Source organism: Leisingera sp. SS27 (genome assembly GCF_028368855.1).
GTDB lineage: Bacteria > Pseudomonadota > Alphaproteobacteria > Rhodobacterales > Rhodobacteraceae > Leisingera.
Window position 1 is genome coordinate 81,287 of sequence record NZ_JAQNCY010000002.1, and the last position, 12,547, is coordinate 93,833.

Annotated in this window: 9 protein-coding genes, 1 tRNA gene and 1 pseudogene; 9 read left to right on the plus strand and 2 right to left on the minus strand. The window is 62.0% G+C overall.

Annotated elements, in window-relative coordinates; genetic code table 11:
- Nucleotides 1–186: 186 nt before the first annotated feature.
- Nucleotides 187–1,533, plus strand: a complete 1,347-nt coding sequence (locus tag N6L27_RS06210; protein WP_271906357.1) for a methyl-accepting chemotaxis protein — start codon at nucleotides 187–189, stop codon at nucleotides 1,531–1,533.
- Nucleotides 1,534–1,566: 33 nt separating this feature from the next.
- Here the strand turns inward: N6L27_RS06210 and N6L27_RS06215 are convergent, their stop codons facing one another.
- A complete protein-coding gene (locus tag N6L27_RS06215) occupies nucleotides 1,567–2,262 on the minus strand; it encodes a Crp/Fnr family transcriptional regulator (protein ID WP_271906358.1) in 696 nt (231 codons plus the stop codon).
- 242 nt (nucleotides 2,263–2,504) lie between these two features.
- Here N6L27_RS06215 and N6L27_RS06220 point away from each other — a divergent pair, with 242 nt between their 5' ends.
- The 6 genes and pseudogenes from N6L27_RS06220 to N6L27_RS06245 form a co-directional block, all read left to right on the plus strand.
- Nucleotides 2,505–3,713 carry an NnrS family protein gene (locus N6L27_RS06220; protein ID WP_271906359.1) on the plus strand — a complete coding sequence of 403 codons (1,209 nt, stop codon included), beginning with the start codon at nucleotides 2,505–2,507 and terminating at the stop codon, nucleotides 3,711–3,713.
- A gap of 99 nt (nucleotides 3,714–3,812) precedes the next feature.
- Nucleotides 3,813–4,808 carry a cytochrome-c peroxidase gene (locus tag N6L27_RS06225; RefSeq protein WP_271906360.1) on the plus strand — a complete coding sequence of 332 codons (996 nt, stop codon included), beginning with the start codon at nucleotides 3,813–3,815 and terminating at the stop codon, nucleotides 4,806–4,808.
- Nucleotides 4,809–4,833: 25 nt separating this feature from the next.
- Nucleotides 4,834–7,197 (plus strand): response regulator, encoded by a 2,364-nt coding sequence (locus N6L27_RS06230; protein ID WP_271906361.1) that lies wholly within the window; start codon nucleotides 4,834–4,836, stop codon nucleotides 7,195–7,197.
- Nucleotides 7,198–7,595: 398 nt separating this feature from the next.
- Complete coding sequence (locus tag N6L27_RS06235) at nucleotides 7,596–9,530, plus strand: acyl CoA:acetate/3-ketoacid CoA transferase (protein ID WP_271906362.1); 1,935 nt, start codon at nucleotides 7,596–7,598, stop codon at nucleotides 9,528–9,530.
- Between the two features lie 320 nt (nucleotides 9,531–9,850).
- Nucleotides 9,851–9,925, plus strand: a tRNA-Gln gene (locus tag N6L27_RS06240).
- Between the two features lie 176 nt (nucleotides 9,926–10,101).
- Nucleotides 10,102–10,341, plus strand: a pseudogene (locus tag N6L27_RS06245) (transposase); the annotation flags it as partial.
- A 27-nt stretch (nucleotides 10,342–10,368) separates the two neighbouring features.
- On the opposite strand, the gene N6L27_RS06250 reads toward N6L27_RS06245, so the two are convergent.
- Nucleotides 10,369–11,241, minus strand: coding sequence for a LysR family transcriptional regulator (locus N6L27_RS06250; protein WP_271906363.1), 873 nt, complete (start codon nucleotides 11,239–11,241; stop codon nucleotides 10,369–10,371).
- 98 nt (nucleotides 11,242–11,339) lie between these two features.
- Here N6L27_RS06250 and N6L27_RS06255 point away from each other — a divergent pair, with 98 nt between their 5' ends.
- Nucleotides 11,340–11,540, plus strand: coding sequence for a hypothetical protein (locus tag N6L27_RS06255; protein WP_271906364.1), 201 nt, complete (start codon nucleotides 11,340–11,342; stop codon nucleotides 11,538–11,540).
- 236 nt (nucleotides 11,541–11,776) lie between these two features.
- On the plus strand, nucleotides 11,777–12,469 hold the full coding sequence (locus N6L27_RS06260; RefSeq protein WP_271906365.1) for a DUF2270 domain-containing protein: 693 nt from the start codon (nucleotides 11,777–11,779) through the stop codon (nucleotides 12,467–12,469).
- Nucleotides 12,470–12,547: the final 78 nt, after the last annotated feature.

The following is a 12,547-nucleotide window of genomic DNA, read 5'->3' on the forward strand; positions in this document are numbered from 1 at the left end:
TGGAAGAGCCAATCTTTTTTTCTCGGACGGTGCTGAGGCGTATTAACTATTTTATTCTGTTTTTGCGATATGAAACTTAACCCACAGGACTGAGACCCAGCAATCCTTGGAGTAAAACTAGTGTTTTTTATCAGAAAAAAGCCGGGTACGGCTAAGCAAGACGACACCACTGCAATCATCGCCGGAATGGTTGACCGCACTCAGGCAACCATTCAGTTCCACCCGGACGGCACCATCATCACTGCGAACCAGAACTTTCTGGGCGCGTTGGGATATGCCCTGGAGGAGATCCAGGGAAAACACCATTCCATGTTTGTCGCACCGGATCTGGTCGCATCCAATGACTACAAGACTTTCTGGTCGGATCTGGCCAGCGGCAAAGTGTTTACGGACCAGTTTCCGCGCGTAACAAAGTCCGGTGAAACAATCTGGATCCAAGCGACCTATGCGCCGGTCGAAGGGGAAAACGGCGAGGTAGTGAGGGTTGTGAAAGTGGCCTCTGACATCACCGCGCGCCGCCGCGCCCTGGATGAAATCGGAGAAGGCCTTCATGAACTCAGCGGCGGCAATCTGACCCACCGGGTCACAGTGTCCGATCTTCCGGATGTCGGCGCCCTTGGAAAGACATTCAATCACTCGCTTGAACAGCTCGGATCTTCTGTGAGGACGGTCAAGCAAGTATCCTCCGCGGTCGGCCGCACCGCGCAGGAAATCTCGCAAGCTGCCGGGGATCTCTCCCAGCGAACCGAAAGCCAAGCTGCCACCCTGGAGGAAACTGCCGCGGCGATTGAACAGCTATCGGCAACAGTGAAAGCTTCCGCCGAAGGCGCCCAGAAAGTTGAAGGCATCGTCTCAGAAGCCAAAACATCGGCTGAACGCAGCGGCGAGGTCGTGAGCAACGCAATCGACGCCATGGCGCAGATCGAAAGTTCATCTGAGCAAATCTCGAAAATCATTGGTGTCATCGACGACATTGCATTCCAGACAAATCTTCTGGCTCTGAATGCCGGCGTTGAGGCCGCCCGAGCCGGAGAGGCTGGCCGCGGATTTGCGGTTGTTGCCTCTGAGGTGCGCGCGCTGGCCCAGCGCTCTGCGGACGCCGCGGGTGAAATCAAGCAGCTGATCGGTGAAAGCAACCGGCAGGTCGCCACAGGCGTCGATCTTGTTGGCAAGTCCGGCGAAGAACTGCAGCAGATCATCAAGAGTGTCGCCACAATCTCAGATCACATCCAGGATATCGCAACCGGCGCGTCCGAGCAGTCAACCGCGCTGACAGAGATCAATCAGGGTGTGTCGCAGCTTGATCAGGTTACCCAGCAGAACGCAGCCATGGTCGAACAGACCTCTGCCGCAAGCCAGATGCTGTCCAATGACGCGGGCCACCTCACCCAGGAGGTTTCCAAGTTCAAAGACGGCAGCGAAGGCGCCGAACCGGCGGCCGTGGCAAGAATGCCTGCGCAGTCTGCATCGCAGCCCGATACGGCCTATGCAGAAGACGATCTGCCGATGGCTCAGGGGTGGGATAACTTCTGACCGCAGCACACGCCGCTGCCGCGTCGCAAAGTGCTACCCTTGCGCCCCGCTCAGAAGCACCAGCCTGTGCGGGGCCGTGACCACAATGTGTTTGCGGGTGGAATGCACGATGCCGTCCTTTTCCCAGGCCGATAACAGCCGGCTGACGGTGTGCAGCGTTGTGCCGGTCATCTCCGAGATATTGCGGCGGGTCACCGGGAAGGCGATTTCGATCCCCTCCTCCACCTTGCGGCCCGACTGGGTCACCATCCGCAGAAGCGCCGCCGCCACCCGCTGTTCCACCGCCTGTGTGGCCAGCTCGGTAATCCGGGTCTGCATCTCCCCCAGCCGCTGGCCCAGGGTGCTGTAGCTCTCGGTGGCAAAACCTGGGTACTTGGTTGTGAAATCCCCCCACAACCGCACAGGCCAGGACAGCGCCAGCGATTCCGAAGCTGCAATGGCTGTTGCCGGATAGGTGTCGCGGTTCAGCGCAGGCGCAATGCCGAACAGCTGCCCGGGCGAGATATGCAATGCAATAATCTGCTCGCCCCCTTCTGTAGTCTTCACCACCCGGATGTAGCCATCCAGCAGCAAGTGGAAGCGCTCGGCGTCATGGCCCTCGTGAAAGATCTCCGCCCCCTCGTCATAACGCTTGGGCAGCGCATGATCGAGGATTTCGCGGATCTGGCTGCGCTCCAGGAGGCTGAAGGGCGGCAACCCGGTCAAAAGGCTTTCGTCGAGCTTGGACAAGAATGCACCGCAAGTTTGCTGAAGGACAAAGTGGTCCTTCAGCCGTTATCGCATAGTGACGCCAGAGGAAACAACCGTGCGGGAAAAAACGGGAATCCGGTTTCGGGGAACCTCCCTCTCCCCTGCCCGCCGGTGCTGATCCACGGGGTCCGGCAAAAGATTGCGTCCCTTGCGCCGGACCGGCGGGCGGCACCTGACCAGTGCCGCCCGCCTTTCATTTGCCCGGACGCATGGAGGCCGTCATGGCTGCGCGAACCGACTACACTGGACCTGTTCTCTTTTCCTTCGGCTTCCGGCCGTTCTTTCTGGGAGCCTGCCTGTTTGCCCTGCTGGCAATCCCTGCCTGGCTGCTGGTCTGGCGCGGTGACCTGGAATACTCCGGCCCGCTCCTTGCAACCGACTGGCACATACACGAGATGATCTTCGGCTACGGGGCTGCTGTCGTGGCAGGTTTCCTGTTCACCGCGGTGCCGAACTGGACAGGGCGGATGCCTGCGCGCGGGCTGCCGCTGGCGCTGCTGTCCGGGTTGTGGCTGCTGGGGCGGCTGGCGATGGCTGGCTGGCTGAAGCTGCCTGCGCTGGGGGTGATGGTCCTGGACTGCGCCTTCCTGGCGGCGGTGGTTGCCATGATCGCACGCGAGATCATCACCGGTGAGAACTGGCGCAATCTCAAGGTGCTGGTGCCGGTCACCCTGCTGGGCGTGGCCAACGCTTGTTTCCACATCGAGGCGATGACCGAAGGTGCGGCAGACGTCTCGCGCCGTCTGGGCATTGCGGTGCTTATCTTCCTGATCATGCTGATCGGCGGCCGGATCATTCCCAGCTTCACCCGCAACTGGCTGGCCAAGCGCGGTGCAACGAAGATGCCAGTGACCTTCAGCAAGTTCGACGCCGTTACGCTGGTCTTCGGCGCCGCGGCGCTGGCGGCTTGGACCGCGGCACCCTGGGCCGCCCTTTCCGGTGCCCTGCTGCTGGCAGCCGGCCTGCTGCACGCGGTGCGGCTGACACGCTGGCGCAGCCTGGCGACCCTGCCCGACCCGCTCTTGCTGATGCTGCACCTGGCCTATGCACTGGTGCCTGCCGGGCTGATCGCCGCAGGCGGCGTTCCCTTCGGCCTGCTGGAACCGGCTGTTGCGGCACATATTCTGGGCATTGGTGCCATCGGCAGCATGACCTTGGCAGTAATGATGCGCGCCACCATGGGACATAGCGGCCGGCCGCTGGCCGCCGGCGCAGCACTGACAATAGCCTTCATGCTGTTGCTGGGTGCTGCTGCAGCCCGCGTTGCCGGCAGTACCGAACTGACTGCTGGCCTGGATGGGATCACGCTCTCGGCCATTATGTGGACCGCCGGTTTTGCGCTGATGGTGCTGAAAACTGGCCCCTGGCTTGTTACCCGGCGGCTTGGGCCCAAAAAGATCTCCGGCACGCCCCGCGCGGCTGCGTCATAGCCATCAGCGGACAAGACCAAGCTCACGATATCTTAACGGCCTTCTCAGATGATGGCTTTCCGGTTAACAAGGTTACGGGAAACGAGGAGGAGGTCCTGCATGCGGTGGAAAGCTGCCGTCCTGGCGCCGCTGCTTTTGTGGACTTTCCAAAGCCTGGCCCAGGCGGCCGGGCTTGAGGCGTTCGAGCGCCCGCAAACGGTGCCATTTCCCGAAGACGCGCCCTATAACCGCGAGATCGCCACCCTGGGCAAGATGCTGTTCTTTGACCCGCGCCTGTCCGGCGGGCAGAACATCAGCTGCTCCAGTTGCCACAACCCTTCCTTCGGCTGGGAAGTGCCGGTACCCAAGCCAATTGGCGCCGCCAACACGCCCGTGCGGCGCCATGCGCCGACACTGCTCAACGCTGCCTGGATCTCACCGCTGCTTTGGGACGGGAGCTCGCGCAGCCTGGAGGAGCAGGCCATCGGACCGATCACCAACCCGGCAAAAATGAATGCAACCTTCGACGGTATCACTCAACGGCTGTCGTCCGTGGAAGACTACAGAATCTGGTTCGACCACCTGTTCCCGGGCCAGGGTATCCGCAAGGAAACCGTCCTGGCAGCACTCGCCATGTACCAGAGAACCATCGTCGGCGGTGTCGCCAGTTTCGACCGCTGGGTGGAAGGTGATGAGACGGCCGTATCCGACGCCGCCAAGCGCGGCTTTGCGCTGTTCACCGGAAAGGCGAACTGTGCGTCATGCCACACCGGCTGGATGTTCACCAACAACCAGATGTATGACATCGGCCTGCCAACCAGTGATCTTGGCGGCGGCGGCCTGGTTCCGCCGGATCCTGACCTGAACTTCCGCTTCAAGACCCCGGGCCTGCGCAATATCGTGCTGCGGGCGCCCTATATGCACGATGGCACTCTGGTTTCCCTGGAAGAGGTGATCCGCCATTATGCCGCTGGCGGCAGCACAGCCATTGCCAGAACGTCAGACATAGAGGGTTTCCTCCTGGGAGAGGGTGACACCGAGGATCTCATCGCTTTCCTGGCAACGCTGACGGACACCGGAACCAATGTGCCAACCCCAATCCTGCCGGCCAATTGATGCGCACCGCTGAGGGACATCACGTATGAACATCAAAAGGTCCATCGTGCTGCCGGTACTGGTCATCGCAGGGGCGGCCCTGTTCGCGGCGCTTCTGGTCGGCGGCATGGCCGTCTTTGCCTCCGCCCGCAAAGACGCCGCACTGGAGGCATCGCTGGAAGTCACCCGGCGCATCAGCAGCGTCACAGCGGGCATTACCGGCGCCGAAGATTATGCTCAGGATGTGCTGGCAATGACCCGGCTGATCCCGCAAGAGGAAGTGGCCCGGCAGTTTCAAAGCTACCTGACTGCAATCAACAAGGAACTCGCCGCGCTGACAAAACTGCCGCTATCCGCACCGCTGCGGGCGGAAGTCCGGGCGCTGGACACGGCCCTGTCGGAATGGTGCGTCAAGGCTGTTGTTCTCCTGGGCATCAAACCCGAACAGGAAATCCCCACACTCAGTGCACTGGTCATGAGCAGCGAGGCCGTAACCCGTCAGGCCGCAATCGTCACCTCAATGGCCGCACAGCATGCGGAACAGGCCGTCGCAGAGACCAACCAGGCACTGACCCGCATCCTGGTTCTGGGGTTGACCGGAACCGCCCTGCTGATGGCCGCGGCCCTGAAGTTTTCCATGCGCAGGGCACGCAGTTTTTCGGCAGCGGTCCAGCTGGCGGCCCAGAAACTGCGGCGGCTCGCCAGCCGTGAACATCCCGTGGCACCGGCCGGCGAGAACGAGATTGCCGCCATGTTCACCGCACTCGACACACTTGAAATCAGCCTTTTGGAGAAGAAACGGATCGCCGACAGGCTGATGCAGGAGAAAGCCCGGGCTGAAGCTGCCACTGAGACCAAGTCCCGCTTTCTGGCCACCATGAGCCATGAAATCCGCACCCCGATCAACGGCGTGCTCGGCATGGCCGAAGTGCTCAGCGAGACCAGCCTGACATCTGAGCAGCAATCCTGTGCCAACACCATTCTGACTTCCTCAGAGGCTCTGCTACGCATTGTCAACGACATCCTCGATTTCTCCAAGCTAGAGGCCGGCAAGACACAGATGCTCGAGCAGCCCTTTAACATGCGCGACGTGATCTATGATGTGGCCGCGCTTATGTCTCCCAGCGCCACTGCCAAGGGCGTGGAGATCTGCATCGACATCCCCGAAGGCACCCCGGCTGTGTTTTGCGGCGATAGCGGCCGGGTGCGGCAGATCCTGATGAATCTCGTTGGCAACGCCATCAAGTTCACCATGCGCGGTTTCATCAGCATCACCCTCAATTACGATGCAAGCCACAAGATTCCCTTGTGTATTGATGTCCGCGATACCGGGGTTGGCATCCCTCAAGACAGCCTGGGCCAGATCTTTCATGCCTTCGAACAGGTCGAAAGCACAAACGCCCGGCGGTTCGAAGGCACCGGGCTTGGGCTGGCAATTTCCTCGCGGCTGACACAGGCAATGGGTGGCCGGATTGATGTCGTCTCGGAAGTCGGCAAAGGGTCCTGTTTCACCGTCTGCCTGACCCTGCCTGTCGCAGTCCCTGCGGCACCTCGAACGCAACCGCTCGCAGGAACCCGCGTGGCGGTGATTGCGGATCTGCCCTTCTCCCGCGAAGTGCGGTTGCGCCAGCTTGACTATTGGGGCGCGGAAACATTTGCCCCCTCCAGCCTGCAAGACCTGCTGTCTCAAGTCACGGCGGTAACTGCGGAGCAGCGACGGCCGGATCTGGTGCTGGTGGAAACCAGCCTGCCGCTGGAGCAGGCCAGAGCTTTCTGCCAGGAACTGCACGCGCTGCCAGGCTGCCGGGAACTGCCCATTGTGTACTGCACGGGCGGCCAGTTGCTGGCCGACTACCAGGTGCTCAAGAGCTGCAAGACCGTGCACGTTCTCCTGAAGCCCGCCCGCGGCAGGCTTCTGCTGCGCACATTGCTGGATGCGTTGAACAGCCCGCTCCTTCCTGCCGCAGATCAACCGGCCAGCGCCGAACAACCCGGCGACGGTTTTGGCCATCTGCGGATCCTTGCGGCGGAGGACAATCGCACCAATCAGCTGGTCCTGCAGAAAATGCTGGCGCCGACCGGCATCAGCCTGACGATATGCAGCAACGGTCAGGAGGCGCTCAGCACCTTTGCCGCGCAAAGCTTCGACCTTGTGCTGATGGATATGTCGATGCCGGTTATGGATGGGCTGGAAGCGACCAGGCGCCTGCGTATCTGGGAGCTGGAAAACGGCCGACCGCATTGCCCGATCCTCGCGCTCACGGCAAATGTGCTCAGCACCGACGAAGCGGCCTGCCGCGCCGCCGGAATGTCGGCTTTCCTATCCAAACCTGTACGCAAACAGGAACTGCTGGAGCAGATCGCCCGCTGGACAGAGAACACAGCGGAACTGCCGGCCAAACAAGCCTGAAGGTTCCGCTGCCTCGGGCTGCGTTCCAAAAATGCCTTCAACAGTGTTGCGGCTTCACACCGGCGCAAGGCACGGGCACCAGGCCCGCAATCCGGCCCGCAAGCAGCTTTTCCGCCCCTGAACACGGGTCCTTCAAGGTCTCTAACTGGCACCGGCGCAAGCCTTTTTCCGCCTTTTTCCGCCGGCCGCGGTATACAGGCAGCCTCTGCTTGGAAAACACTGCCGCCGATCGGAAACTTCGGCGCTGCACCGCCCGGCGCAATGTCGTAACTCCCCTGTCCGCTGACGCAATCAAAGGACAGCGCCGCCACGGTGCCCGCCTACCATGCCTGACCAGATTTCCGTGCGGCTGCTAAGCCGCCGCAAGGTGAAAACCGCGTCGGGGAGGAAGCGCCGCCATGAAAGACAAGACAACCACCACCGAACAGGCAATGGCGCTGATCCGTGACGGCGATGTCGTGACCACCACCGGCTTTGTCCAAAGCTGTATCCCGGAAATGCTGCACGCCGCGCTGGAGAAGCGGTTTCTGGCAGAAGGCGCGCCCCGCGACTTGACGCTGATCATGTGTGCTGGTGCGGGCGACAGCAAGGGGCTGGGCACCGGGCGGCTGCATCACGACGGCCTGTTGCGCCGGGTGATTGCCGGCAACTTCGGCCGCATGCCCAAGGTTGCCCAGGCCGCGCAGGAAAACAAGATCTGCGGCTACAACCTGCCTCAGGGCGTGATCTCGCAGCTTTATCGCGCCTGCGCCGCCGGCCAGCCCGGCTTGTTCTCCAAGGTCGGCCTGCACACCTATGTCGACCCGCGCCACGGCGGCGGCAAGGTCAACAAGGTGACCGAGGAGGACATCGTCCGCTACCACGAGGTCGATGGCGAGGAATGGCTGTTCTACAAGGCCACCAAGATCGACGTCGCCTTCATCCGCGGCACCAGCGCCGACCGCTCCGGCAATATCAGCATGGAGCGCGAGGCGCTGACGCTGGACTGCCTGGCCCAGGCAATGGCCGCCCACAATAACGGCGGCATCGTCATCGCCCAGGTGGAACGCATCGTCGAGGACGGCTCAATCAAACCCAAGGACGTGAAGATCCCTGGCCTTCTGGTGGACTGTGTCTGTGTTGCCGATGATCCGGAGATGCACCGGATGAACTATGGCGTGCAGCACAATCCGGCGCTCTCCGGCGAAATCCGGGTCCCGGTCGAAGGCATCGCCAAAATGCCGCTGGACCAGCGCAAGATCATCGCCCGCCGCGCCGCCTTTGAACTGCCGCCCAACGGCGCCGTGAACCTCGGTGTCGGCGCGCCCGATGGTGTCGCGGCTGTGGCCAATGAGGAAAAGGCAACCCCCTACATCACCCTCACCACCGAGGCCGGCGCCGTCGGCGGTGTGCTGGCGGGCGGCTCCAGCTTCGGCTCCTCCGCCAATGCCGATGCCATCATCGACCAGAACCAGATGTTCGATTTCTACGACGGCGGCGGGCTGGACCTCACCTGCCTCGGCATGGCCGAATGCGACGCAGAGGGCAGCGTCAACGCTTCCCGCTTCGGCGGCCGCCTGAACGGCTGCGGCGGCTTCATCAACATTTCCCAGAACTCCCGCGCGGTGGTCTTTGCCGGCACTTTCACCGCAGGCGGGCTGAAGGTTGCCGTGGAAAACGGCGAACTGCGCATCGTCCAGGAGGGCCGCAACAAGAAATTCGTGCGCCTGATCGAACAGATCACCTTCTCCGGGCCCTACGCTTCCAAGCGCTCGCAGCCGGTGCTCTACGTGACCGAACGCTGCGTGCTCCAGCTGACCCCGAAGGGGCTGGAGCTGATCGAGATCGCCCCTGGCATCGACCTGCAGCGCGACATCCTCGACCAGATGGAGTTCAAACCGGTCATCGAAAACGTGGCCCAGATGGACGCGCGCATCTTCCGGGACGAACCCATGGGGCTGATGAACGACCTGTTGAACCTCAACCTCTCCGAACGTGTCACCTATGACGCCGCCCGACACACCATGTTCCTCAACCTCGAAGGCTGGAGCGTCCGCAAAAGGCAGGATGTCGAGGATCTGGACCGCGTGCTGCAGGACGCCTTTGCCAGAAGCGGCCGGGACGTCAGTATCGTGATGAACCAGAACGGCTTCCGCATCGCCGAGGATCTGCAAGACAATTACGCAGCCTCAGTCGGCCAGACGCTGGAGACCCATTCGGCCTCGATCGCCCACTACACCACCAGCGCCTTCATGCGCCTGAAGATGCAGGGTGAGCTCGCCAGCCGCGGCGTCCAGCCGCATATCTTCGAAAGCGGCGAAGAGGCGCATCAGCAGGCAATCTGGGGTTCCTGACCCTGGCTGCAGCAAGGGATCCGAGCTCTGCCTGACCAAGGCCAGCCCCCTTCGGGGCCGGCCTCTCCAACGGCAGGATGCTGCAGTCTGAAACCGCCAAATCAGGACCGTTCCTGATCAGCTCGACAGGCTTCATCAAGCGCGTAAATCTCTCTTAGTATGCTGAAAATCCTGAATATTGCCCGGCAGCATTCGGACCTGCCGGTGGCACCTGATAACATCTCTTCAGCATTTCCCCGATGGCGGAAAAAAGAACTGCACTTTTTTTCAAAAACCCTCTTGCACCCCCCTGCAACAAACTTTAGACAGCGCCTCACCGATGGGGTGTAGCCAAGTGGTAAGGCAGCGGTTTTTGGTACCGTGTACCGTAGGTTCGAATCCTACCACCCCAGCCATCGGCCTCTCACACAACAATCTAAGACAGTTGATTGCCCTCAGACAGGCAAAATACCCCTAGGAATGCCCCTGTGCCTAACTGGTTAGTTTCGGGCTTGTAGGGGGCTCACTGAAGCCATCTGCCCCCTTGCTGAACCACTCCTAGGAGAAGGCCGCTTCGGGGGAGAAGGTACCCTATGTCGCCGATTGGTTCCGCGACACTTTGAAAGACAAAGGGGTACACGCCGGCATCCCTGGCCGGAAACAGCGGAAGAAACCAGTGAAGCACGACGAACACCGCTACCAACGGCGCAGCCGGATCGAGATCATGTTCGGCAGGCTGAAGGATTGGCGGCGTGTGGCAACCCTCTACGATATCGGCCCGAAAGTCTTCCTATCAGCCATTGCTCCCGCCGCACTCGTAATTTGCTGGCTATGTGTCCTGACCCTAGCCGCAACAGCTTCAGGCCTCCGCCTGACGGCTGAGCCAAGCAGCGAATTTGCGGGCCTCCGGGCGGATCATGCCTGAGCGGGTGACGACATGATACCCCCGGTCCTCGCCCTCGGTGAACAAGGCGCACAAGCGGCCGGCTTGCAGGTCATCTTCAACGAACGCCTGGACACTGACCGCGACCCCCTGCCCTGCGCGCACCGCCTGCATCAGCAGGTTGCCGGGCAACCGGGTCCGGGAACCGCGCAATCTGTCCGTGACACCCCGCGATTCCAGCCAGCGCGAGGCCTCCGTCGTGCCCAGCTCCTCCAGCCAGGGCAGGTCCAGCAAGTCCTCCGGCGCCGCCACCTTACGGCCTCTCAGCAGACTGCCGGCGGCAATCACTACCATGGGTGACTGCAGCAGCATCCGGGTGTCCATCCCCGCCCAGTTGCCGTCGCCGTAGCGGATGGCCAGGTCGATTCCGCCCGGCTTCAGCTCCACAATCTCTCCTCGCGGATCCAGCACCAGGTCGATCTCCGGGTGGCTGGCCTGGAACTCCGCCAGCCGCGGCATCAGCCAATGGGCGGCAAACATCGGCGTACAGGTGACATGCAGCGGCCGGGCCGCGCCAGCTGCCGAAATCTCCTGCACAGCGGCCTCGATGGCGCCGAACCCCAGCTGCAGCGCCCGGGCCAGATGGACCCCATCCGCTGTCAGTGCCAGCGCCCGGCCGCTGCGGTCCAGCAGCGCCGCGCCCAGATGCGCCTCCAGTGCCCGCAGCTGCTGGCTTATGGCAGCGTGACTGACATTCAGTGCCACACCCGCTTGCACCACGTTTCCGGTCTCAGCAAAGGCAGTAAAAGCCCTGAGTGCCGCAAGAGGTGGCATGTGCAGCCAATCCATATGTAATTACTCCTTACACAATGGCATTCTTCTTAACTCGCAGGAATCGCACATTCAGGCAAGAGTCGAGGCCACACGCCAAAACAGGAGGCCGTGACATGCTGACCGATATCTATGCCCGCTCGATGATGACTGCCGCCCGCCAGGACTGCGTGCGGCTGCGCGATCTGCCGCCCGCCAAACCTTTGCCGCGCGCCTATCAGACACCGCCGCGCGCGCCGGGCCTGCTGGCCAAACTCACCGCATGGCTGCGTGGGCGGCCACGGCAGGTCCGCTGCATCAATCCGCAGAAGATTTGAGAAGAAAAAAGCGCCGGTTTTCCAGGAAACGCGCGAACAGATCGGAAAACCGGCGCATGGCCCGTTTGGCCTGCACGTCGGCCTCGCGGGATTTCTTGCTGCCCAGGAGGGGTATTGGCCAAGCAGCAAACTCTTTCACCTGCGGTTTTACCCCGGCTGTCAGCTGCGATGTTTGATACGGATCAAACTGGAGCAAATAATTTGCCCGTCCGCGCCAAAAAACTTACCCTCGTGGCATGGACACGTCACAGCGCGAACAGACGGCAGCGGATGCCCGCGCACCGCTGTCACCGGATGAAGTCGGCGCACTTGCGCATCTCTACCGCGGCGAAATCTACCGCAGTACGGTCTGGCGCACCCGGCTCGACACCACCACCAACTGGTCGGTGGTAACTCTGGGCGTGGCGCTGTCGATCTCTTACTCCTCCCCCGAGGCCTCGCCGCTGCCGCTGATCCTCGTGGGCGTTCTGATCATCTTCTTCCTGATGCTGGAGGCCCGCCGTTACCGCTATTTCAACGTGTTCCGCGCCCGCGCCCGCTGGCTGGAGACGCATTTCTACACCCCGATGCTGATCGAGGGCGATCTGCACCTGGAGGAGCACTGGCAGGACGTGCTGGCCGCCGATTACCTGCGGCCCGAGTACCACGTCGGCGTGATGACCGCGATCGGGCGGCGGATCCGGCGCAATTACTTCTGGATTCTGCTGATCCAGTCACTGGCCTATGCGGGCAAGCTGGCGGTGCACCCCACCGGCGTGACCTCCTGGCAGCAAGCGCTGGACCGCGCCGACATCGGCCCCTTCCCCGGTGAGCTGGTGCTGGGCACCGGCCTCTTCTACGTGGTGCTTTGGGGCAGCATCGCCTGGTGGAGCGCCCGCACCGACGCCGCCCGTGCCAGCAAGCGCAAATCGATGACGTCTATGGGATAAGACCCGCGCAAAATGAACCCGCCCCATCCGCTGCCGCAGTAACTGACCGCACCCCGACGGGAAGATTTGCGCCACCGA

Excerpts from the sequence above, each read along its gene's own strand:
- N6L27_RS06260 (WP_271906365.1), top strand. The coding sequence starts at position 11,777 with ATGGACACGTCACAGCGCGAACAGACGGCAGCGGATGCCCGCGCACCG.
- N6L27_RS06250 (WP_271906363.1), bottom strand. The coding sequence starts at position 11,241 with ATGGATTGGCTGCACATGCCACCTCTTGCGGCACTCAGGGCTTTTACT.
- N6L27_RS06210 (WP_271906357.1), top strand. The coding sequence starts at position 187 with ATGGTTGACCGCACTCAGGCAACCATTCAGTTCCACCCGGACGGCACC.
- N6L27_RS06255 (WP_271906364.1), top strand. The coding sequence starts at position 11,340 with ATGCTGACCGATATCTATGCCCGCTCGATGATGACTGCCGCCCGCCAG.
- N6L27_RS06220 (WP_271906359.1), top strand. The coding sequence starts at position 2,505 with ATGGCTGCGCGAACCGACTACACTGGACCTGTTCTCTTTTCCTTCGGC.
- N6L27_RS06230 (WP_271906361.1), top strand. The coding sequence starts at position 4,834 with ATGAACATCAAAAGGTCCATCGTGCTGCCGGTACTGGTCATCGCAGGG.
- N6L27_RS06225 (WP_271906360.1), top strand. The coding sequence starts at position 3,813 with ATGCGGTGGAAAGCTGCCGTCCTGGCGCCGCTGCTTTTGTGGACTTTC.
- N6L27_RS06235 (WP_271906362.1), top strand. The coding sequence starts at position 7,596 with ATGAAAGACAAGACAACCACCACCGAACAGGCAATGGCGCTGATCCGT.